Annotated in this window: 22 protein-coding genes and 1 pseudogene; 17 read left to right on the top strand and 6 right to left on the bottom strand. The window is 64.7% G+C overall.

Going from position 1 to position 20,294, the window contains the following annotated elements:
- Nucleotides 1–79: 79 nt before the first annotated feature.
- The 5 genes from EI171_RS42415 to EI171_RS42405 form a co-directional block, all read right to left on the bottom strand.
- Entirely contained in the window at nt 80–535 is a 456-nt protein-coding gene (locus EI171_RS42415; protein WP_027548413.1) for a GNAT family N-acetyltransferase, read from the bottom strand.
- 72 nt (nt 536–607) lie between these two features.
- A complete protein-coding gene (locus EI171_RS42410; RefSeq protein ID WP_011090155.1) occupies nt 608–1,411 on the bottom strand; it encodes a PAS-domain containing protein in 804 nt (267 codons plus the stop codon).
- A gap of 129 nt (nt 1,412–1,540) precedes the next feature.
- A complete protein-coding gene (locus EI171_RS45195) occupies nt 1,541–1,735 on the bottom strand; it encodes a hypothetical protein (protein ID WP_074077493.1) in 195 nt (64 codons plus the stop codon).
- Nucleotides 1,736–1,772: 37 nt separating this feature from the next.
- Complete coding sequence (locus tag EI171_RS45190; protein ID WP_007596747.1) at nt 1,773–1,949, bottom strand: hypothetical protein; 177 nt, start codon at nt 1,947–1,949, stop codon at nt 1,773–1,775.
- A 153-nt stretch (nt 1,950–2,102) separates the two neighbouring features.
- Complete coding sequence (locus EI171_RS42405; RefSeq protein ID WP_011090153.1) at nt 2,103–2,753, bottom strand: glutathione S-transferase family protein; 651 nt, start codon at nt 2,751–2,753, stop codon at nt 2,103–2,105.
- Nucleotides 2,754–3,128: 375 nt separating this feature from the next.
- On the opposite strand from EI171_RS42405, the gene EI171_RS42400 reads away from it, so the two are divergent.
- The 8 genes and pseudogenes from EI171_RS42400 (at nt 3,129) to EI171_RS42365 (ending at nt 10,332) form a co-directional block, all read left to right on the top strand.
- Entirely contained in the window at nt 3,129–3,317 is a 189-nt protein-coding gene (locus EI171_RS42400) for a hypothetical protein (protein ID WP_038965400.1), read from the top strand.
- A 67-nt stretch (nt 3,318–3,384) separates the two neighbouring features.
- On the top strand, nt 3,385–4,587 hold the full coding sequence (locus EI171_RS42395) for a pyridoxal phosphate-dependent aminotransferase (protein ID WP_028174694.1): 1,203 nt from the start codon (nt 3,385–3,387) through the stop codon (nt 4,585–4,587).
- 172 nt (nt 4,588–4,759) lie between these two features.
- Nucleotides 4,760–5,242, top strand: coding sequence for a DUF992 domain-containing protein (locus tag EI171_RS42390; RefSeq protein WP_028174695.1), 483 nt, complete (start codon nt 4,760–4,762; stop codon nt 5,240–5,242).
- A 150-nt stretch (nt 5,243–5,392) separates the two neighbouring features.
- Complete coding sequence (locus EI171_RS42385) at nt 5,393–7,441, top strand: elongation factor G (protein ID WP_161536688.1); 2,049 nt, start codon at nt 5,393–5,395, stop codon at nt 7,439–7,441.
- Nucleotides 7,442–7,595: 154 nt separating this feature from the next.
- A pseudogene (locus EI171_RS42380) lies at nt 7,596–7,967 on the top strand (sodium-independent anion transporter); the annotation flags it as partial.
- 130 nt (nt 7,968–8,097) lie between these two features.
- Nucleotides 8,098–8,937, top strand: coding sequence for a shikimate dehydrogenase (locus tag EI171_RS42375; RefSeq protein ID WP_161536687.1), 840 nt, complete (start codon nt 8,098–8,100; stop codon nt 8,935–8,937).
- Between the two features lie 65 nt (nt 8,938–9,002).
- A complete protein-coding gene (locus EI171_RS42370; RefSeq protein WP_028174699.1) occupies nt 9,003–9,629 on the top strand; it encodes a hypothetical protein in 627 nt (208 codons plus the stop codon).
- 97 nt (nt 9,630–9,726) lie between these two features.
- A complete protein-coding gene (locus tag EI171_RS42365) occupies nt 9,727–10,332 on the top strand; it encodes a hypothetical protein (protein ID WP_161537185.1) in 606 nt (201 codons plus the stop codon).
- A gap of 328 nt (nt 10,333–10,660) precedes the next feature.
- Here EI171_RS42365 and EI171_RS42360 read toward each other — a convergent pair whose 3' ends face one another.
- The gene (locus tag EI171_RS42360; protein ID WP_161536686.1) at nt 10,661–11,797 is read right to left on the bottom strand and encodes an alpha-hydroxy acid oxidase; all 1,137 of its coding nucleotides are present in this window, start codon (nt 11,795–11,797) and stop codon (nt 10,661–10,663) included.
- Between the two features lie 107 nt (nt 11,798–11,904).
- Between EI171_RS42360 and EI171_RS45185 the strand changes: the two genes are divergently transcribed.
- From EI171_RS45185 to EI171_RS42320, 9 genes are all read left to right on the top strand, one after another.
- Entirely contained in the window at nt 11,905–12,072 is a 168-nt protein-coding gene (locus tag EI171_RS45185) for a hypothetical protein (protein WP_165448176.1), read from the top strand.
- A 221-nt stretch (nt 12,073–12,293) separates the two neighbouring features.
- Nucleotides 12,294–13,637, top strand: coding sequence for a phosphoglucosamine mutase (glmM, locus tag EI171_RS42355; RefSeq protein ID WP_028174702.1), 1,344 nt, complete (start codon nt 12,294–12,296; stop codon nt 13,635–13,637).
- 259 nt (nt 13,638–13,896) lie between these two features.
- Entirely contained in the window at nt 13,897–15,147 is a 1,251-nt protein-coding gene (locus EI171_RS42350) for an MFS transporter (RefSeq protein WP_028174703.1), read from the top strand.
- A 228-nt stretch (nt 15,148–15,375) separates the two neighbouring features.
- Nucleotides 15,376–16,218 carry an outer membrane protein gene (locus EI171_RS42345; RefSeq protein WP_028174704.1) on the top strand — a complete coding sequence of 281 codons (843 nt, stop codon included), beginning with the start codon at nt 15,376–15,378 and terminating at the stop codon, nt 16,216–16,218.
- A 169-nt stretch (nt 16,219–16,387) separates the two neighbouring features.
- Complete coding sequence (locus EI171_RS42340; RefSeq protein ID WP_011090140.1) at nt 16,388–17,284, top strand: outer membrane protein; 897 nt, start codon at nt 16,388–16,390, stop codon at nt 17,282–17,284.
- A 75-nt stretch (nt 17,285–17,359) separates the two neighbouring features.
- On the top strand, nt 17,360–17,950 hold the full coding sequence (locus tag EI171_RS42335; RefSeq protein ID WP_060910515.1) for a glutathione S-transferase family protein: 591 nt from the start codon (nt 17,360–17,362) through the stop codon (nt 17,948–17,950).
- A 16-nt stretch (nt 17,951–17,966) separates the two neighbouring features.
- Nucleotides 17,967–18,431, top strand: coding sequence for a GNAT family N-acetyltransferase (locus EI171_RS42330; protein WP_028174705.1), 465 nt, complete (start codon nt 17,967–17,969; stop codon nt 18,429–18,431).
- 271 nt (nt 18,432–18,702) lie between these two features.
- The gene (locus EI171_RS42325; protein WP_236842134.1) at nt 18,703–18,894 is read left to right on the top strand and encodes a hypothetical protein; all 192 of its coding nucleotides are present in this window, start codon (nt 18,703–18,705) and stop codon (nt 18,892–18,894) included.
- Between the two features lie 79 nt (nt 18,895–18,973).
- Nucleotides 18,974–20,146, top strand: coding sequence for a phosphoserine transaminase (locus EI171_RS42320; RefSeq protein ID WP_011090137.1), 1,173 nt, complete (start codon nt 18,974–18,976; stop codon nt 20,144–20,146).
- Nucleotides 20,147–20,294: the final 148 nt, after the last annotated feature.

Genomic DNA, 20,294 nt, shown 5'->3' with positions numbered 1-20,294 from the left:
GATCAGACGCAGGTGGAGCCTAGTCCCGCTATGTAACGCGTAGGTGACAGCGGTAGTTATCCACAGGCTGCGCGCGGGATTAGAACAGCTTGCGATAGACGATGAAGCCGGACCGCTCCGCGACCTTGTCGTACAGGCGCTGCGCCGTGACGTTGGTCTCGTGCGTCTGCCAGTAGACCCGCGGCGATCCCGCCAGTTTCGCCCGCTCGTACACGCCATGGATCAGCGCCGAGGCGACGCCCTTGCCGCGCGCGGCCTCCAGCGTGAACAGATCCTGCAAATAGCAGGACGGCTCGATCGCGGTGGTGCTGCGATGGAATAGGTAGTGCGTCAGCCCGAGCAGCCGGCCGTCGCTTTCGGCGACCAGCGCATGCACGGGTTCATAGGCGTCGAAGAAGCGCTGCCACGTCATCCGCGTGATCTCGGGCGCGAGCGCGGTCGGGCCCGAGCGGCCGTAGAAGGCGTTGTAGCCGTCCCACAGCGGCAGCCATTGATCGTAGTCCTGCTTGGTGACGGAGCGAACGGTGAGCGACATCTGGAAATTCCGCGATCGATGAAGCAACCTTCATACGTGATGAAGGGCGCGTCGATCAATCGTGCTGTGACGCTATTCCGCGGCGCGCAGGTGCCGGATCAGCCTGCGGCCGGTGGGGTCGCGCAGCGAACGGTAATAGTCGGCGCGCGAGGGCGCATCGGTGTGGCGCACGAGGTCGGTTACCGGGGTGTAGCTCAGCATGCGCCCGCCGTCGGGCAGCGCGGCGCAGACGAAGCGCAGCACCTCGCCACTGCGCAAGGCGATGTTGATCGGCGTGGCATCGCCGATGCGCACCATCTCCATGCGCTGCGCGATGAAGGTGGCGAGCTCGTCCTCCGGCAGCTCGAACGCGCCGGTGTCGCGGCCGTGATACATCAGCGCGACGAAGGGCGGTTTGCCGTCGGCGATGTCGTCCGGCACCGCAAAATAATCGCGGAACGCGCGGTTGATGAATTCGGCGCGCGTCTCGGCATCCAGCAGCACGATGCCGATATCGACCTGGTCGAGCGCGGCCGACAGCCGCGCGGCGGTGGCGTGGCTCTGGCGCTCGGCGGCAAAGGTGCCGAGCAGCCGCTCGCGCATCAGGCCGCTGATCGCGGCAGTGCCGGCGGTCGTCACCGCGAGGAGGCCGAGCTGCACCAGATCCGCGGTCGCCAAGGGCATTGCTCGGTGGAAGAACAGGAGCAGCACCGTGCCGGTCACGGCGAAGGCTGCGCTGGTGATGGCGGAGGCGAAACCCGACAGCGCGCCCGCAAGCGCCACGATGCAGACGAGCAGCGGTGCGGGCGAGGGGATGGCGCGATCGAAAAGGATCGCCAGCAGCAGGGTCGCCGCTGTCAGCACCGGACCACAGATCGCACGCCATCCGTATCGCATGGGCCTGTCTCGTTCCTCCCTGAACGAGGTAAGGCGGCAACAGTGACTGATGGTTGCACCGGTGCGGTGCGAATTCGTGCGAAGTGCTTAAGGGCGGCTTGCGACGGTGCGCAAAGCTTTCGGATGATTTTAGACCAAGTGCGCGTGCCTGACGCGTTGCTGCGACGCGGGCGCATTCAGCGTCGAGGTGCCCGAGCTCTTGCGCATGCCGGTGAAAATCAACAGCGAGGCCGCGACCAGGATGGCCGCAGTCAGGGTGATTGCAACGACTACCACAGGTGACTTCATCGACGTCCTGTCGCGATGCCGGTCGGCGCGGGTCACGCGGCGCCCTGAAGGCTGGTCCAGGATGAAACGGGAATCAGACCGGCAGGCCCATCGCCATGGTCGCCTTAGTCGACAGCACCGTCAGGGTGACGATCAGGCACAGCGAGAGCGCGGCGACGGCGAGCGAGGCCGCGACCGCGTTGGTCAGCCGGGAAGACGAAACGGTAGCGGGTTGGCCCTGAAAGCCTGCCGTGCCGGACGCCCGAATCATGGGTCTAAATCCTTCAACGTGCGAGCGAATCACCCGCGACGTTCCAGAATTTCCCAGTTTCAACCGGCAATATTGCGGCGGCTGCCGCAACGAAAATGGCGGGATTGCGGCAAAGACGACGCTTATGCCCGCTATTCGCCCAGGCCCGCGCCATCAGGCGCTGGCGGCGATGCTGGCGGGGTCGTCGATGTCGGCCGGCCGCCAGTCCATCGCGACGAAGCCGGGCGCGGCCTCGACGCGCTTCAGCCAGTCCCGGATCGCCGGGAAGGTCGAAAGGTCGAAATCGCAGCGGTCGGCGAGATGGGTGTAGCCGTACAGCGCGATGTCGGCGACCGTGAGCTGGCGCGCGGCAAAATAGGCGTTGGTCTTGAGATGGTTCTCCATCACCTGGAGCGCGCCATAGCCGCGTTCCATCCAGTCCTCCAGCGAATGGGTCTGGAGGTCGCGGCCGCCCTTGACCAGCGACAGCCAGAAATAGGCGGCGCCGATGTTCGGCTCGAGCGCGTGCTGCTCGAAGAACATCCATTGCAGCGCCTCGGCGCGATCGATGCGGTTCTCCGGCGCGAGCGGCGTGCCGACGGCGACGTACCAGAGGATGGCGTTGGACTCGGCGAGATAACGGTTGCCGTCGACCTCGAGAAGCGGCACCTGGCCTGACGGGTTCTTGGACAGAAAGTCCGGCGTCCGGCTCTCGCCGCGCAGAATGTCCACCTCGACCGCTTCGTAAGGCAAGTTCAACAGCGCCAGCGCAAGGCGGACCTTGTAGCTGTTGCCGGAGCGTTGCATCGAATAGAGCTTGTACATTCTGGGAGTTCTAAACCGAGGACGGGAAGGCGCGGCGCTTGTTGCCCCGCAACGCGGCTAAACAATGATGCCGATGCGAATCCGCCGCAAGAGCCAGCCAATAGAAAAACTCGAAAACCTACCGCACTGCAACGCCACGGAAGATCATTTCCACGCGACGATGCAAATCAGATCACGCTTGCGTCAACGTGTGGATGCGTTGCTCCGCGAGAGGGGCGATCGGTTCAGGGCGCCATGCTTCCACATCGTGATGGCCGGGCATAGCCGTCCGAAGGACGGCGTCGCTTTCGCTCGCCTATGTCCCGGCCATCCACGCCTCGCCGCACGGCAGAAAGAACGTGGATGCCCGGGTCCTTCGGACGGCTAAGCCTGGGCATGACGACGGTCTGGTTTGGCGACGGCAAACACGCAAAATTGCTCCGAGGACAGGCCTTGCCGGATATGAGGGATTCGGACGGCAAAGTTACGGAATATTGCGGGAAATCCCGCCTCGAAACGCCGGAATCCGTAAACTTTTTCGAGATCGGGCCGAAGTTTCTTGCGGCGCAGCGGCACACGTTTTAGGGTGGCTTCATTCCCACAATCAGAGTCGTGACGACCCATGGGTCACGACGCTTGTCAGGAGATGACGATGTCCTTCCTTGCCGCTGCGCTCGACCGTGTGAAGCCGTCCGCGACCATCGCGGTCACGGATAAAGCACGCGCGCTGAAAGCGGCGGGCCGCAACGTCATCGGCTTAGGTGCCGGCGAGCCCGACTTCGACACGCCCGCCAACATCAAGCTGGCGGCGATCCACGCCATCGAAGCCGGCAAGACCAAGTACACCGCGGTCGACGGCATCCCCGAGCTGAAGGAAGCCATCATCGCGAAGTTTCAGCGCGAGAACGGCGTCGTCTACAAGCCGAACCAGGTCATCGTCGGCACCGGCGGCAAGCAGGTGCTCTACAACGCGCTGATGGCGACCATCAATCCGGGCGACGAGGTGATCATCCCGGCGCCGTACTGGGTCAGCTATCCCGAGATGGTGGCGCTCGCCGGCGGCGAGCCGGTACCGGTGGTCTGCACCGCGGCGACCGGCTTCAAGCTCGGGGCGGAAGCGCTCGAGCGCGCGATCACGCCGAAGACCAAATGGGTGATCCTGTGCTCGCCGTCGAACCCGACCGGCGCTGCCTACACCAGGGCCGAGCTGAAGGCGCTCACCGACGTGCTGGTCAAGCACCCGCATGTGTGGGTGATGACCGACGACATGTACGAGCACCTCGTCTATGACGACTTCCAGTTCACCACGGTCGCGCAGGTCGAGCCCAGCCTCTACGACCGCACGCTCACCGTGAACGGCGTGTCGAAGGCCTATTGCATGACCGGATGGCGCATCGGCTATGCCGGCGGCCCTGCCCAGCTCATCAAGGCGATGGCGACCATCCAGTCGCAGTCGACCTCGAACCCGTGCTCGATCGCGCAGTGGGCCTCGGTGGAGGCGCTGAACGGTCCGCAGGACTTCATCCCCGCCAACAACAAGGTGTTCAAGGAGCGCCGCGACCTCGTCGTCTCCATGCTCAACCAGGCGAACGGCATCGAGTGCCCGCGCCCCGAGGGTGCGTTCTACGTCTATCCGTCCTGCGCCGGCACGATCGGCAAGAAAGCGCCGTCGGGCAACGTGATCTCCAACGACGAGCAGTTCGTCACCGAGCTGCTGGAGACCGAAGGCGTCGCCGTAGTGCAGGGGTCGGCCTTCGGCCTCGGCCCGGCGTTCCGCATCTCCTACGCGACCAAGACCTCGGACCTCGAAGACGCCTGCAAGCGCATCCAGCGCTTCTGCGGCAATCTTCGCTGAGCCTGTCGCAAATACCTATCGAAAAGGCCCGCCTCTGGCGGGCCTTTTTATTGTTTGCACGCTTATCGTCACGCGTGATCTGGCACCACTACGACTCTTGTGGCATAGAACGTCGCGCCTCGCTTGCAGGCGCGACTCTCTGCTCGCATCACATTCATCGCCGGAGACATTCATGCGCCGTTCGTTCATCTTCGCCGGGCTCACTGCCGCCAGCCTCGTTGTCTCCGTCGCAAACAGCGACGCTCAGCAGCAGCGGATGGTCCGGGTTGGCGTGCTCGAATGCCGCGGCGGTGCCAGCGTTGGCTTCATCGTGGGATCGGTGACCAATCTCGGCTGCGTCCTGCGTGCCGACGGTTTGCCGGAGGATCGCTATGTCGCGACCATCCGCAAAGTCGGTCTCGACATCGGCATCACCCAGGAGACGACGCTGGCCTGGGGCGTGTTCGCGCCGGTCGACCGGCTCGGCCCCGGCGATCTCTCGGGCAATTATGCCGGCGCGCAGGGTAGCGCTTCGGTCGGCGTCGGTATCGGTGGCAATGCGCTGGTCGGCGGCTCCAACAATTCGATCGCGCTCCAGCCGCTCAGCGTGCAGGGCCAGGTCGGACTCAACGTCGCCGCCGGCCTCGAAAGCCTGGAACTCCGCCCCGGCCGTTAACAATTATGCGTGTGATCGCGCCGTTCCACCGGCGCGATCACAAGGACGCACCGCAGCGACGTTTGACGCTTGCCAAATCTCGGGGACGGGCAGAGCATCCGCGTTTGCCGACCCAATCATGGGCCGAGCTCCACACCAAGGAGGCGGCGAATGGGACAAGACGTCAGAAGTCCCCGAGGTCCACGGTGCATTGCGCTGGTGGGCCCATTCCAAAGCGGTAAAACCACACTTCTTGAAGCGATATTGGCACGAACGGGCGCAATCCCGCGTGCCGGCAGCGTCGATGCCGGAACTTCCGTCGGCGACGCCACGCCCGAGGCCCGTCATCACAAGATGACCGTCGGCCTCACTGCCGCCACCACGAGTTTCATGGGCGACAGCTACACCTTCCTCGACTGTCCCGGTTCCGTCGAATTCGCCCACGACATGCGCGCCGCGTTGCCCGCGGTCGATGCCGCGGTCGTGGTCTGCGAAGCCGACGAGAAGAAGCTGCCCCAGCTTCAGATCATCCTGCGCGAGCTGGAGGAGCTGAAGATTCCGCGTTTCCTGTTCCTCAACAAGATCGACCGCGCCAACAAGCGCATCCGCGAGACGCTCGCAACGCTCCAGCCCGCCTCGCGCGTGCCGCTGGTGCTGCGCCAGATCCCGATCTGGAAGGACGAGTTGATCGAGGGCTTCGTCGATCTCGCGCTGGAGCGCGCTTTCATCTATCGCGAGCACAAGGCCTCCGAGGTCATCGCGCTCGCAGGCGGCGATCGCGACCGCGAGAAGGAGGCCCGCTTCTCGATGCTGGAGAAGCTCGCCGACCACGACGATGCGCTGATGGAACAACTGCTCGAAGACATCCAGCCGCCGCGCGATGCCGTGTTCGACGATCTCGCCCGCGAATTGCGCGAAGGGCTGATCTGCCCGGTGCTGCTCGGCGCCGCGGCGCGCGAAAACGGCGTGCTGCGCCTGATGAAGGCGCTGCGCCACGAGGCGCCGGGTGTTGCGGAGACTGCAAAGCGTCTCGGCGCACCGGAGAGCAAGGACGCGCTTGGCTACGTCTTCAAGACGCTGCATTCGCAGCATGGCGGAAAGCTGTCGCTGACGCGGCTGCTCGCCGGCCATCTCGACGACGGTGCCACGCTGCAATCCTCCTCCGGCGGCGCGGGGCGCATCTCTGGCATCCTCGCCGTCAACGGTGCCTACGACACCAAGCGCGCCGCGGCGGAAGCCGGCGACACGGTCGCGCTCGCCAAGCTCGATCCGGTCAAGACCGGCGACATGGTGTCGAGCGGCAAGACCCAGCCGGAGGCGCTGGTTACGGCAGAACCGACATCGGCAGTGCTTGCGATCTCGGTTGCGGCCACCGACCGCAAGGACGACGTCAAGCTCGGCCAGGCGCTGACGCGGCTGCATGAGGAGGATCCCTCGCTCATGGTCGTGCAGAACGCAAAGACCCACGACACTGTGCTGTGGGGCCAGGGCGAGATGCATCTGCGCGTCGCCAGCGAACGCCTGCGCGATCGCTTCGGCGTCAAGGTCACCTCGCAACCGCCCGCGATCGGCTATCAGGAGACCATCCGCAAGCCGATCACCCAGCGCGGGCGTCACAAGAAGCAGTCCGGCGGCCACGGCCAGTTCGGCGATGTCGTGCTCGACATCAAGCCGCTGCCACGCGGCGACGGCTTCAAATTCGCCGAGAAGGTGGTGGGCGGCGCGGTACCGCGCAACTACATCCCGGCGGTGGAAGAAGGTGTCGTCGACGGGCTCACGCGCGGTCCGCTCGGCTTCCCCGTCACCGACGTGCAGGTGACGCTGACCGATGGCTCCTATCACAGCGTCGATTCCTCCGATCTCGCCTTCCGCACCGCCGCGCGGGTCGGACTCAACGAAGGCCTGCCGCAATGCCAGCCGGTATTGCTGGAGCCGATCCATGTGGTCGAGATCGTCTGCCCGACGGATGCCACCGCCAAGATCAACGCGATCCTGTCGGCGCGGCGCGGCCAGATCCTCGGCTTCGACACCCGCGACGGCTGGAGCGGCTGGGACTGTGTCCGCGCCATGATGCCGGAAGCCGAGATCGGCGAGCTGATCGTCGAGCTGCGCTCGGCCACGGCCGGCGCCGGCAGCTTCACCCGTACGTTCGACCACATGGCCGAAGTCACCGGCCGCGCCGCCGACCAGATCATCGCCGCGCATCAGCACGCGGCGTGAGTCTGTCTCTCGCGCAGTGAGGGAAGCACGCTCTCACCCCACCCTCTCCCCGTTCTTACGGGGAGAGGGTGGGGTGAGGGGCTGCGTCCGAGCGCACGGCGAAAGTTGGACTCACGCAGCCTCCTCCTCTCCGTCATTGCGAGCGCAGCGAAGCAATCCAGACTGTCTGGTCGATCGCGACGTGCTGGTCTATCGCATCACCGGCGCGTTTCTCTTCGACGCCGCCTCCGCGATCGGAAGCGTGCTCGACGGCATCGCCGACAAGCGCAAGGGCTTGGTGGTCGATTTCGCCGCGGTGCCGTTCCTGGATTCGACGGCGGCCAACGTGCTCGGCCGCGTCGCCGCCAAGGCCCATCGCCGGGGCATCCGGCTGTTCATCACCGGCGCCTCGCCCGCCGTCCGCCGCGCGCTGCTCACCCATGGCGTCCCGCCCCGTGCGCGCTATCGCGTGGCCATCGAGCGCGCGGTCGCCGACATCAAGGGCGGCGCGGCTCTGTCCGCGGCCGATGATATGGCCGCGACCTGACGGCGCGCACCTTCTCAAGCCGGCGCCGCATCACGGCCTTGCGGAAGCGCAGTGCGGGAATCGTGCCCGCGCGCTTGACAGAGCCCGCGGGACGCGAAATGGATCGCCTCCGATACGATCCGGGGAGAAGATGACCGTGACCAAGGCTCCCGCAGCCTGTCTGATCGGATGGCCCGCCGCGCATTCGCGCTCGCCGCTGATCCATCATTATTGGCTGCGCACGCTCGGTATCGCCGGCGGCTATGTCATCGAGGCCGTCCCGCCCGAGGATCTCCGCGATTTCGTGCTGCGGCTGTCGCTGCGCGGCTTCGTCGGCGCCAACGTCACCATTCCGCACAAGGAGGGCGTGCTGGCGCTGTCGACGCCCGATGCGCGCGCCAAGGCCGTCGGCGCCGCCAACACGTTGTGGTTCGAGGACGGCGAGCTGCGCTCGACCAACACCGACGTCGAGGGCTTCATCAACAATCTCGATGCCAGCGCGCCCGGCTGGGACACGGCCGATGAGGCGCTGGTGCTCGGGGCCGGCGGGTCCGCGCGCGCGGTCGTGTTCGGCCTGCGCGAGCGCGGCATCAAACGCATCCATCTCGCCAATCGCACCATCGCGCGGGCCGAGACGCTGGCGAAGCAGTTCGGGCCGAACGTGCAGCCCGTTACGTGGGACGGGATCGACGACGTGCTGCCGCGTGCAAAACTTCTCGTGAACACGACCTCGCTCGGCATGCGCGGTCAGCCTTCACTCGATGTTGATGTTGCACGCCTGCCGCAGGCGGCCGTCGTCGCCGATCTCGTCTATGTCCCCCTGGTGACGCCGCTGCTCGCCGCAGCAAAGGCACGCGGCCTCAGGACCGCCGACGGTCTCGGCATGCTGCTGCACCAGGCCGTGCGCGGCTTCGAGCTGTGGTTCGGCCGGCGGCCGCGGGTCACGGACGAGCTGCGCGCATTGGTCGAGGCCGATCTCACAAAGTCTTGAGAGGGTAACGGCGAATAGCGCACCACCTCCGGAGTTCTATCCCAGTGGGACAATCGGAGACAATCATGCCTGTTCAACGTGCAACTTTCACACGTCCGCTCATCGCCGTCGCGATGGTGGCCGCTTCCACCCTCTATGCCTTCGCGCAGAGGGCGCCGGTGCCGACGCGGGTGCGCGGCACGATCGAGAGCGTCAACGGCGACATCCTGCAGGTCAAGTCGCGCAGCGGCGAGGACGTCAAGCTCCACATCGCCTCCGATGTGCGCGTGTCCGGCATTACCAAAATTTCACTCGCCGACATCAAGCCCGGCTCCTTCGTCGGCGCCACCACCGTGCCGGGGCCTGACGGCGGCGACAACGCCGTCGAGGTGCATGTGTTTCCGGAGAGCATGCGCGGCACCGGCGAAGGCTCGCGCCCCTATGACCTCAAGCCCAACTCGAGCATGACCAACGCCACGGTGTCGGAGAGCGTGGTCGGCAGTGACGGCCATACGCTGCTGGTCAAGTACAAGGACGGCGAGAAGAAGGTGTTCGTCCCCGACAACACGCCGGTGGTGACCTTCGTGCCCGGCGACAAGACCGACCTGAAGGCCGGCGCCAAGGTGATCGCCTTCATGAAGCAGTTGCCGGACGGCTCGTTCGAGACCAACCGCGTCAACGTCGGGCGCGACGGCCTCACGCCGCCGATGTGATCGTCACGGCCGGGAATAGCGGCGGTCACACGGGGTTGCCGTGTTTGACCGTCGCAACTCCCTGGAGGGGATAATCATGCCGAAGCCGAACAACTGGATGCCGCGCGCCGTCGCGGCAGCCTTCGCGACCTTTATCGCTGTTTCCTCTGTCTCGGCGCAGCAGGCGCCGACGGTGCGCATCCGCGGCACCATCGCGAACGTCGACGGCAACATGCTCGACATCAAGACGCGCGAAGGCAGCGACGTGAATGTGCGCATGACCGACAACGTCGCGGTCTTCGCCGTGGTGAAGACGGAGCTGTCGGAGATCAAGGAAGGCTCCTATATCGGCGTCATCGCCATGCCGGAGCCCGACGGCACCCAGAGGGCGATCGCGGTGCATATCTTCCCGGAGAACCAGCGCGGCGCGGCCGAAGGTTTTCGGCCCTGGGACGCGCGCGCCAACTCGACCATGACCAACGCCACCGTGACGCAGACCGTGAAGGGCACCGACGGTCAGAACATCACGGTGAAATACAAGGACGGCGAGAAGAAAGTCGTGGTGCCGCCGGATACCCCGATCGTCAGCTTCGTCGCCAGCGACAGGTCCGAGATCAAGCCGGGCGCCAAGCTGATCATCTTCGGCGCGGCGAAGAAGGAGGACGGCTCGCTGGAAGCCAACCGCGTCAACGTCGGCAGGGACGGGATCACGCCGCCGATGTGAGGGTGCGAGATATGAGGCGCGACTACTGCCACAAATTCCGTCGTCCCGGACAAGCGCGCCCCTAGGCGCGCGCAGATCCGGGATCCATAACCACAAGATGAAGTTGTTGCGCGAAGCAGGTCACTCCGAGTCCCCGTAACCGCGCCTGCTTGTGGTCATCGATCCCGGCCTGCGCCGGGACGACAGCCGAGATTGTGGAGGCTTTCGAGCGCCTCGGAATCGTAGGGTGGGCAAAGGTGTGCCTGCGCCGCGCCCACCATCGATCCGCAGACCTGCAGGATAGTGGGCACGCTTTCGCTTTGCCCACCCTACGGCACCGACGCTGCGGTCACACCGCAATGATGTGATCGTCGATTTCCTCGATCCTGTTGACGCCGCACAGGCCCATGGTCGTCAGCAGTTCCTTCTGGATGATGTCGATCGCCTTGGCGACGCCGGCCTGGCCGCCGGCCCCTAAGCCGTAGGCGTAGGCGCGGCCGATCATGCAGGACTTTGCGCCGAGCGCGAGCGCGCGCATCACGTCCTGGCCGGAGCGGATGCCGCCGTCGAACATGATCTCCATCCTGTCACCGACGGCATCGACGATCTCGGGCAGCACCTCGATCGAGGACGGTGCGCCGTCGAGCTGCCGGCCGCCATGGTTGGAGACCACGATCGCCTGCGCGCCGGTCTTCGCGGCGAGCTCGGCGTCCTCGACGTCGAGAATGCCCTTCAGGACCAGCTTGCCCGGCCAGATGCTGCGGATCCAATCGATGTCGTTCCAGTTCAGCGAGGTGTCGAACTGCGAGTTGATCCAGGTCGACAGCGACGTGATGTCGTCGCTGACCTTCAGGTGGCCGGCGAGATTGCCGAAGGTGCGGCGCTTGCCCTGCAACACACCCGACACCCAGGCCGGCTTGGTGGCGAAATCGATCAGCTTCGAGAGCGACCATTCCGGCGGCACGGTCATGCCGTTCTTGATGTCCTGGTGGCGCTGGCCGATCACCTGGAGATCGACGGTCAGCACCAGCGCCGAGCATTTCGCCGCGATCGCGCGTTCGATCAGCGCCTTGATGAAGCCGCGGTCCTTCATCACGTAGAGCTGGAACCAGAACGGCTTCTCGACACTGGCGGCGATGTCCTCGATCGAGCAGATCGACATCGTCGACTGCGTGAACGGGATGCCGGCGGCCTGTGCGGCGCGGCAGGCGTGGATCTCGCCGTCGCCATGCTGCATGCCCAGCAGGCCCACGGGCGCGAGCACCAGCGGCATGGTCGAGGGCTCGCCGAGGATCGTGGTCGAGGTGTCGCGCTTGGAGACGTCGACCAGGATGCGCTGGCGAAACTTGATCGCCTGCATGTCCTCGCGGTTGGCGCGCAGCGTCTCCTCGGCATAGGAGCCGCGGTCGCAATAATCGAAGAACGCCTTCGGCACGCGGCGCTTATGCAGCGCGCGAAGATCGTCGATACAGGTGATGTGCTTCATGAACGTGTCCCCGGGCCCGTCTCGTATCCGAAAGTCTTGCATCGGAAGATCGAGGGGTCATCTAGCATGGTTGGATGCACAGCCAAATCGTTTGAGAGGAGGGTGCCATGACGAGACCGCACGCCGCACCGACACCGGAAGAGATCAAGGAGAAAAAGGACCTCGAGGACGCCCTGGAAGAGGGCCTCGAAGAGACCTTCCCGGGCTCGGATCCCGTCAACGTCACCCAGCCGGCGCCGAGCCGCGGCGACGGCCATGTGAAGCGCTCCAAATAGGGGCGGGTTCCGCCCCATTTCGGTTCCCTAACGGGAAATATAGTGTTAACAATTAGTTAGCGGGGCGAAGGCGGCCCCTATTCCGTAATGATTAATCACATTTTTTGAAGCCAAGTTAGCCGTGATGGCCTTATAAGACCTCAGCAAATCAGGGATGCGGGGCCCGTTCGGGCACTCCGTGGTTGTAGAGGGGATTCCCTGGTTGTTGCGTGGGGGACGATATGAGCCGCAAATATTTCGGGACGGACGGGATTAGGGGCCGCGCCAACGGACTGATCACGCCGGAGCTCGCGCTCAAGGTCGGCCAGGCCGCGGGCCTTGCGTTTCAGCGCGGTGACCACCGCCATCGGGTCGTGATCGGCAAGGACACCCGCCTGTCCGGCTACATGATCGAATATGCGATGGTCGCCGGCTTCACCTCGGTCGGCATGGACGTGCTGCTGGTCGGCCCGATGCCGACGCCGGCGGTTGCGATGCTGACCAAGTCGATGCGCGCCGATCTCGGCGTGATGATCTCGGCCTCGCACAATTTGTTCGAGGACAACGGCATCAAGCTGTTCGGTCCGCAGGGCTTCAAGCTCTCCGACGACGTCGAGAAGCAGATCGAGCAGCTGCTCGACGAGCCCATCGACAAGCGGCTGGCGCAGAGCGCGAGCCTCGGCCGCGCCCGCCGTATCGACGGCGTGCATGACCGCTACATCGAATTCGCCAAGCGCACGCTGCCGCGCGATCTGTCGCTCGACGGGCTGCGCGTCGTCGTCGATTGCGCCAACGGCGCCGCCTACAAGGTGGTGCCGGAAGCGCTGTGGGAGCTGGGCGCCGACGTGGTGCCGATCGGCGTCGAGCCCGATGGCTTCAACATCAACAAGGATTGCGGCTCGACTTCGCCGGAAGCGCTGTCGAAGAAGGTGCGCGAGATGCGCGCCGACATCGGCATTGCGCTGGACGGTGACGCCGATCGCGTCATCCTGGTCGACGAGCGCGGCCATGTCGTCGACGGCGACCAGCTGCTCGCGGTGATCGCGCAGAGCTGGAAGGAAGACGGCCGGCTGTCGCGGCCGGGCATCGTCGCCACCGTGATGTCCAATCTCGGGCTCGAGCGCTTCCTGAAAGGGCAGGGGCTCGATCTCGTGCGCACGCCGGTCGGCGACCGCTACGTGCTCGAGCAGATGCTGAGCGGCGGCTACAATCTCGGTGGCGAGCAGTCCGGCCACATCATCCTGTCCGACTACGCCACCACCGGCGACGGCTTCGTTGCCGCCTTGCAGGTGCTGGCCGTGGTACAGAAGTCGCGCCGGCCGGTGTCGGAAGTCTGCCACCGCTTCGATCCGCTGCCGCAGATCCTCAAGAACGTCCGGCACAAGGGCGGCAAGCCGCTCGACGATTCCGACGTCAAATCGGCGATCTCCGACGGCGAGAAGCGCCTCAACGGCCATGGCCGCCTGCTGATCCGCTCCTCCGGCACCGAGCCCGTGATCCGCGTCATGGGCGAAGGCGAGGACCGCATCCTGGTCGAGGACGTCGTCGACACCATCGTCTCGGCGCTCGGACAGGCGGCGGCCTGAGCTCTTCCTTCTCCCCTTGTGGGAGAAGGTGGCGCGAAGCGCCGGATGAGGGGTTCTATCCCCGACCACAGCTGCTAGCTCGACTCGCGGAGGCAGACCCCTCACCCGTCTCGCCGCTGCGCGGCGATCCACCCTCTCCCACAAGGGGAGAGGGCCAGACGAGCGCATCCCAGCCATCGACGTTTGGCGGTGGTTCCACCGCCGCTTGCATCGTAACTAGCGGATGCGGCGGTTCGCCGCGCCTGCCGGGATTGGTCCGTTGAACAAGCCTGTCGTCGTACCTGCGGAAACGCTGACCGAGCCCGTCGTCGTCAGCGACGTGGCGCCCGCTGCCGCCAAGGCTGCGGGGCCGGCCTATGTCGTGCTCGCCGGCATCAGCTTCTCGCACTTCCTCAACGACACCATGCAGTCGCTGATCGCCTCGGTGTACCCGATCCTGAAGGACACCTACGCGCTCGACTTCGCGCAGATCGGCATGATCACGCTGGCCTTCCAGTTCACGGCCTCGCTGCTTCAGCCGGTGGTCGGGCACTACACCGACAAGAAGGCGCAGCCTTATTCGCTGGCGATCGGCATGGCCTCGACCTTCTTCGGTCTCTTGCTGCTCAGCGCCGCGCACCAATATCTCGTCATCCTCGTCGCCGCTGCGCTGGTCGGTCTCGGCTCGGCGGTGTTTCATCCGGAATCCGCGCGCATCGCGCGGCTCGCCTCCGGCGGCCGCTACGGCTTCGCGCAATCGGTGTTCCAGCTCGGCGGCAGCTTCGGCACGTCGATGGGCCCGGTGCTGGCGGCGCTGATCGTGGTGCCGTTCGGGCAGGGCAGCATCGCCTGGTTCTCCTCGATCGCGTTCCTTGCCATCGTCGTTCTCTGGCGCATCGGCCGCTGGTACGCGCCGCAGATCAAGGCGAAGAAGACGGCGGCGGTTCAAGCCCATCCTGACGCGCCGAGCTCGCGCCGCGTCGCGGTCGCGCTGCTCGTGCTGGTGGCCCTGCTGTTCTCGAAGCAGCTCTACGTCTCGAGCCTGTCGAGCTACTACATCTTCTATCTGATCGACCGCTTCGGCGTGTCGACGCAGGCCGCGCAGATCTATCTCTTCGTCTTCCTTGCCGCGAACGCGGTCGGCGCGTTTCTCGGTGGTCCGCTCGGGGATCGCTTCGGGCGCAAGATCGTGATCTGGATCTCGATTCTGGGCGCGCTGCCGTTCACGCTGGCGCTGCCTTATGCCGGGCTCCACGCCAGCGCGGTGCTCAGCGTCATCATCGGCCTGATCATCTCGTCGACGACGTCGTCGATCATCGTGTTCGCGCAGGAACTGGTGCCGCACCGCTTCGGCATGATCTCCGGCGTGTTCTTCGGCGTCGCCTTCGGCATCGGAGGCCTCGGCGCGGCCGTGCTCGGCAAGCTCGCCGACCACACCTCGATCGAGTTCGTCTATCAGGTCTGCGCTTACCTCCCGGCGATCGGGCTGCTCGCCGTGTTCCTGCCAAAACTGCCGCGGCACGCGCGTTAACAGATCCTTTTTTGCCGCAACACGGCTTCATACATCGTTAGCAAATGAGGACAAAGGGCGCTGCATTTTTGCAACGCTTCCGCCGCATCCGCGTGTACAGTCAGAAAAAATCAACCTTAAAAATTAGGGTTAAGTGGCGCTTAAACATTTGCTGCCATCGTCCGGGCCGTGAGTTTCCAGAACGTGAGGCGTCTGCATTTTGCCTCACCGGCCATAAGGACGAAGCCAATGCGTAGCGTTAAGTCTCTCCTTGCCGCGGGTGCGGCATCCCTGATCTCGTCGATGGCATTCGCCGCCGATATGCCGATCGCGGCGCCCCCTCCCATGTACGCGCCGCCGGCTCCGCCCGCCGACTTCGGCGGCTGGTATCTGCGCGGTGACATCGGCATGACCAACCAGCGCGCCAAGAGCATCGAGGCCACCGTAGCGCCTGGGTTTACGAAGACGACGGAGGGACTCGGCTTCGACTCGTCCCCGCTGTTCGACCTCGGCGTCGGCTATCGCTTCAACAACTGGTTTCGTGCGGACGTGATCGGCCAGTACCGGGGCAAGGCCAACCTGCATGGTGCGGACAACGTCATTGGGCCCGGCTTCGTCGGTTCCGACAACTACAGCGGCAGCAAATCCGAGTGGGTCGTCATGGCCAACGCCTATGTCGATCTCGGCACCTGGTGGTGCATCACCCCGTTCATCGGCGCCGGTGTCGGCGGCTCCTACAACAAGATCAGCGGCTTCCGCGACGACGGCATTGCCTATCTCGCCGCACTGACCCCGACCCCGAGCGCCAGCGTTGCCTACTTCGCCGACAGCGGAAAGTGGAACTTCGCCTGGGCCGCCCACGCCGGTCTCGCCTACAAGGTCAATCCCGGGTTCACCGTCGAACTGGCCTACAGCTACATGAACCTCGGCGACGCGGCGCCCGGCAACTTCCGCTTGTTCGACAACAGCGCTTCGGGCCCGACCTCGATCAAGCTCAAGGAGCTCACCTCGCACGACCTCAAGCTCGGCGTGCGCTGGGATCTCAACAGCCCGCCGGCCTACGTGCCGCCGCCTCTCGTCACCAAGGGCTGATCGTCAGCCTCATCGGTTAGGACTTCTTAACGGCGCGGGATCATCCCGCGCCGTTTTGCTTTGCGTATTTTTCATTGCTCGCGGCGACGAAGGGCTCCGGCGCAACCATTGGTTAAGGTTAACGAGCCATGATCATGGCGAAAGTTCGAGTTCGATTTGGAGCGTTGCAATGCGTAGGCTTTGGTTGGTGGCGGCGGTGTTCGGATCTGTATCCGCCGCACACGCGGCCGACATGCCGGATCTGCCCGTCCTGCGCGGCGGCTTCACCGACGGTCTGTCCAAGACGTCCCATCGTTGGGATGGCGCCTATGTCGGCGTCAATGGCGGCTACACGGCCGACGCGACCGACTTCAGCCAGAGCGTCGTCGGCCTGACCAATTTCATTTTCCGCGACAGCGTGCTGCAGCAGCCGACCGCGAATTGGTCGCTGATGAACAAGACCAACACGCAGAGCACAAATTTCGGCGCCTTCGTCGGCCGCAACTGGCAATGGTACGATGCCATTCTCGGTCTTGAGGGCACCTACAGCTACTTCAACAACCTCTCGACGCTCACGTCGGGCACCAACTCGCTCACGATCGTCAACCCGCCCGGCGACGCACACGCTGCGAACGTCACCGACAATTATGACGTGACGCTGACAGGCACTGCCGCGGCGAAAGTCAAGGACATGATCACGCTCCGGGGCCGGGTGGGCTGGGACGGCGGCGATTTCATGCCGTATGCCTTCATGGGCGCTGCGGTCGGCCGAATGGACGTGTCCCGCTCGGTGACGAGCATTGTGGATTTGCGTCAGGATGTGACGAATACGATTGTCGTCGGCGGCGCCACGTTGACCACGACCACCTTCGGAGCGCCGCAGGCCGTTCCGGCCCAGTCTCAGTCGCAGACTCAGCGTCGAACCAACGCATTCGCGGTGGGCTGGACCGCCGGCCTCGGCGTCGAATACTGCATCTGGGACGGTCTGTTCGCGCGCGTGGAATACGAATACGTGAAATTCTCGCCGGTCATGAACACCTCGGTGACGCTGAACAATGCGCGCGTCGGACTCGGCTACAAGTTCTGACGCTGCATCGCCGCAGCGCGGTTGACAGATTCCCTCCGTCCTGATGCTCTGTCGCTCCGAAGCGGGGCGGCAGCGATGAAGATCTACGGCGATACCAACTCCGGCAATTGTCTCAAGGTGAAGTGGGTCTGCGACAAGCTCGCATTGCCCTACCAGTGGATCGACATCGACACCCGCAAGGGCGAGACGCGTACGCCGCAATTTCTGGCGATGAACGGTGCCGGCCAGGTGCCGACCGTTGCCTTCGACGACGGCCGCACGCTGGCGCAGTCCAACGCCATCATCCGCTACCTCGCCCGCGACAGCGCGCTGATCCCGCGCGACGCCTTTACTGCTGCCAAGATGGATGAATGGCTGTTCTGGGAGCAGTACAGCCACGAGCCCTATATCGCGGTGTGCCGCTTTCAGCTCGTCTATCTCGGCAAGGACGCCTCCGAGCTCGATCCCGAAAAGGTCAAGCGCGGCTATGCGGCGCTCGACCGCATGGAGCAGCATCTCTCCGGCAGCCGCTTCTTCGCCGGCGAAGCGGTTTCGCTCGCCGATATCTCGCTGCTCGCCTATACGCGCGTCGCGCATGAGGGCGGCTTCGATCTTGGTCGTTACGCGGCGGTCCGCCGCTGGATCGGCGAAGTCGAGACCTTTCTCGGCCTGCCGCCGGCGCGCTGAGTCCTGGAGTTTCCGTATGAACGCCGAATCCGTCTCCATTCGTCGCGCGCGCCGCGAGGACGTCGCTGCGATCGTGGCGATGCTCGCCGACGATCATCTCGGGCGCGGCCGCGAGCGCGTGGAGGAGCCGCTGCCTGCCGCCTATTACGAGGCGTTCGCGCGGGTCGAGCGCGATCCAAATCTCGCGCTGGTGGTTGCCGAGAGCGAGGGCAGGGTGGTCGGCTGCCTGCAACTTGCTGTTCTGGCAGGCATCAGCTCGCAAGGCGGCATCCGCGGTCTGCTCGAAGACGTGCGCGTTGCCGCCGATTGTCGCAGCCGCGGCATCGGCGAGCAATTGGTGCAATGGGCCATCGCGGAAGCGAAAGCGCGTGGCTGCAACCTGGTCGAGCTGTTGACGCATCAGACGCGAGTAGACGCGCAGCGCTTCTACAAGCGGCTCGGATTCACAGCGAGTCATGTCGGCATGACTGTCCGCTTTTGAGGCAGTAAGAGCGTTTTCGAGCGAAGTGGATACCGGTTCGCGTAAAGAAAACGCGTCAACACAAAAATCAAGAGCCCCATTCCGATTGTATCGGAATGGGGCTCCGGTCGCGCGCCTTGCGTAATCAGCGAATTCGGATCGCGCATTCGTTCATGTTAAGAGCCGGTAAACTACCCAGCCGTCGTTCACGTTGAGCCGGGAACGAACGGTGCTACGGCAGCGTCAGACACCGAGCTCGGTCGGTTCGGGGATTTCGATGACAAGCTATTCGATGATCAAGGTCGGCAACGACTACGTTGTGCAGGCCAATGACAAATGCATTTTGAAGGTCGGCAGCCGACGCAAAGCCGCGCAATTGATCAGCGAGGCCACGGACCTGCTGAACGCGCTCGCCAGGGTTGAATCCCCCGATATCGCGCCGGAAGCGCCATCACTCGCGCGTGAGGTGCCGGAACTTCCTTGACGACTCTTCCCGTTTCCCGTATCAGCCGCGGCGGGACACCTCCCCCCAACGGGAGGCTTACTATCTGGAAGGGTAGAATATGACTGTAGCGAAGCCCGCTTCGCGGCCCAACGTGCCGCATTTCTCCTCCGGCCCCTGCGCCAAGCGCCCCGGCTGGAATGCCCAAAATCTCAAGGACGCAGCGCTCGGCCGTTCGCATCGCGCGAAGGTCGGCAAGACCAAGCTCAAGCTCGCGATCGATCTGACGCGCGAAGTGCTTGAAGTGCCGGCCGATTATCGCATCGGCATCGTGCCGGCCTCCGATACCGGCGCGGTCGAGATGGCGCTGTGGTCGCTGCTTGGTGCGCGGCCCGTCACCACGCTCGCCTGGGAATCCTTCGGCGAAGGCTGGGTCAGCGACATCGTCAAGGAATTGAAGCTCAAGGACGTCACCAAGCTCAATGCGGCCTATGGTGAAATCCCCGATCTCTCCAAGGTCGATCCGAAGTCGGACGTCGTCTTCACCTGGAACGGCACCACCTCAGGCGTGCGCGTCCCGAACGCCGACTGGATCAGCGCGACCCGCGAAGGCCTGACCATTTGCGACGCCACCTCGGCGGCGTTCGCGCAGGCCCTCGACTGGGCCAAGCTCGACGTCGTCACCTTCTCCTGGCAGAAGGCGCTCGGCGGCGAAGCCGCGCACGGCATGCTGATTCTGTCGCCCCGCGCGGTGGAGCGGCTCGAGACCTACAAGCCGGCCTGGCCGCTGCCGAAGATCTTCCGCATGACCAAGGGCGGCAAGATCAACGAAGGCATCTTCGTCGGCGAGACCATCAACACGCCGTCGATGCTCTGTGTCGAGGACTATCTCGATGCGCTGAACTGGGCCAAGTCGATCGGTGGCCTCAAGGCGCTGATCGCGCGCGCCGACGCCAACACCAAGGTGCTGGCCGACTGGAAGGCGAAGACGCCCTGGATCGACTTCCTGGCCAAGGACGCTTCGATCCGCTCCAATACCTCGGTGTGCCTGAAGTTCATCGATCCCGCGCTCACCGCGCTCTCGGACGACGCGCAGGCCGAGTTCTCCAAGAAGCTGGTCGCGCTGGTCGAGAAGGAAGGCGCCGGCTACGACTTCGCCTACTATCGCGATGCACCGGCCGGCTTGCGCATCTGGTGCGGCGCCACTGTCGAGGCCAGGGACGTCGAGCTCCTGACCCAGTGGATCGACTGGGCCTTCGCTGAGACCAAGGCGCAGCTCGCCAAGGCGGCGTGAGCTCTTAGCCTCTCCCCGTCCTTACGGGGAGAGGCCGGATTGCGCAGCAATCCGGGTGAGGGGCTCTCTCCGCGAGTACCTTCGCCTGTGGCTGCCCCTCACCCCAACCCTCTCCCCGTAAGAATGGGGAGAGGAAGAAGAAACAGCA

The sequence above is a fragment of the Bradyrhizobium sp. LCT2 genome, from assembly GCF_009931255.1.
Taxonomy (GTDB): Bacteria; Pseudomonadota; Alphaproteobacteria; order Rhizobiales; family Xanthobacteraceae; genus Bradyrhizobium; species Bradyrhizobium diazoefficiens.
The sequence above is the reverse complement of the archived record's forward strand: the minus strand, read 5'-3'. Positions and strand labels throughout refer to the sequence as shown.

Coding starts and splice junctions, on each gene's coding strand:
- EI171_RS42390 (WP_028174695.1), top strand. CDS start 4,760: ATGCGCCGTTCGTTCATCTTCGCCGGGCTCACTGCCGCCAGCCTCGTT.
- EI171_RS42330 (WP_028174705.1), top strand. CDS start 17,967: ATGAACGCCGAATCCGTCTCCATTCGTCGCGCGCGCCGCGAGGACGTC.
- EI171_RS42395 (WP_028174694.1), top strand. CDS start 3,385: ATGTCCTTCCTTGCCGCTGCGCTCGACCGTGTGAAGCCGTCCGCGACC.
- EI171_RS42375 (WP_161536687.1), top strand. CDS start 8,098: ATGACCGTGACCAAGGCTCCCGCAGCCTGTCTGATCGGATGGCCCGCC.
- EI171_RS42400 (WP_038965400.1), top strand. CDS start 3,129: ATGACGACGGTCTGGTTTGGCGACGGCAAACACGCAAAATTGCTCCGA.
- EI171_RS42365 (WP_161537185.1), top strand. CDS start 9,727: ATGCCGCGCGCCGTCGCGGCAGCCTTCGCGACCTTTATCGCTGTTTCC.
- EI171_RS45185 (WP_165448176.1), top strand. CDS start 11,905: ATGACGAGACCGCACGCCGCACCGACACCGGAAGAGATCAAGGAGAAA.
- EI171_RS42325 (WP_236842134.1), top strand. CDS start 18,703: ATGATCAAGGTCGGCAACGACTACGTTGTGCAGGCCAATGACAAATGC.
- glmM (WP_028174702.1), top strand. CDS start 12,294: ATGAGCCGCAAATATTTCGGGACGGACGGGATTAGGGGCCGCGCCAAC.
- EI171_RS42405 (WP_011090153.1), bottom strand. CDS start 2,753: ATGTACAAGCTCTATTCGATGCAACGCTCCGGCAACAGCTACAAGGTC.
- EI171_RS45190 (WP_007596747.1), bottom strand. CDS start 1,949: ATGATTCGGGCGTCCGGCACGGCAGGCTTTCAGGGCCAACCCGCTACC.
- EI171_RS42320 (WP_011090137.1), top strand. CDS start 18,974: ATGACTGTAGCGAAGCCCGCTTCGCGGCCCAACGTGCCGCATTTCTCC.
- EI171_RS42360 (WP_161536686.1), bottom strand. CDS start 11,797: ATGAAGCACATCACCTGTATCGACGATCTTCGCGCGCTGCATAAGCGC.
- EI171_RS42410 (WP_011090155.1), bottom strand. CDS start 1,411: ATGCGATACGGATGGCGTGCGATCTGTGGTCCGGTGCTGACAGCGGCG.
- EI171_RS42385 (WP_161536688.1), top strand. CDS start 5,393: ATGGGACAAGACGTCAGAAGTCCCCGAGGTCCACGGTGCATTGCGCTG.
- EI171_RS42345 (WP_028174704.1), top strand. CDS start 15,376: ATGCGTAGCGTTAAGTCTCTCCTTGCCGCGGGTGCGGCATCCCTGATC.
- EI171_RS42335 (WP_060910515.1), top strand. CDS start 17,360: ATGAAGATCTACGGCGATACCAACTCCGGCAATTGTCTCAAGGTGAAG.
- EI171_RS42370 (WP_028174699.1), top strand. CDS start 9,003: ATGCCTGTTCAACGTGCAACTTTCACACGTCCGCTCATCGCCGTCGCG.
- EI171_RS42415 (WP_027548413.1), bottom strand. CDS start 535: ATGTCGCTCACCGTTCGCTCCGTCACCAAGCAGGACTACGATCAATGG.
- EI171_RS42340 (WP_011090140.1), top strand. CDS start 16,388: ATGCGTAGGCTTTGGTTGGTGGCGGCGGTGTTCGGATCTGTATCCGCC.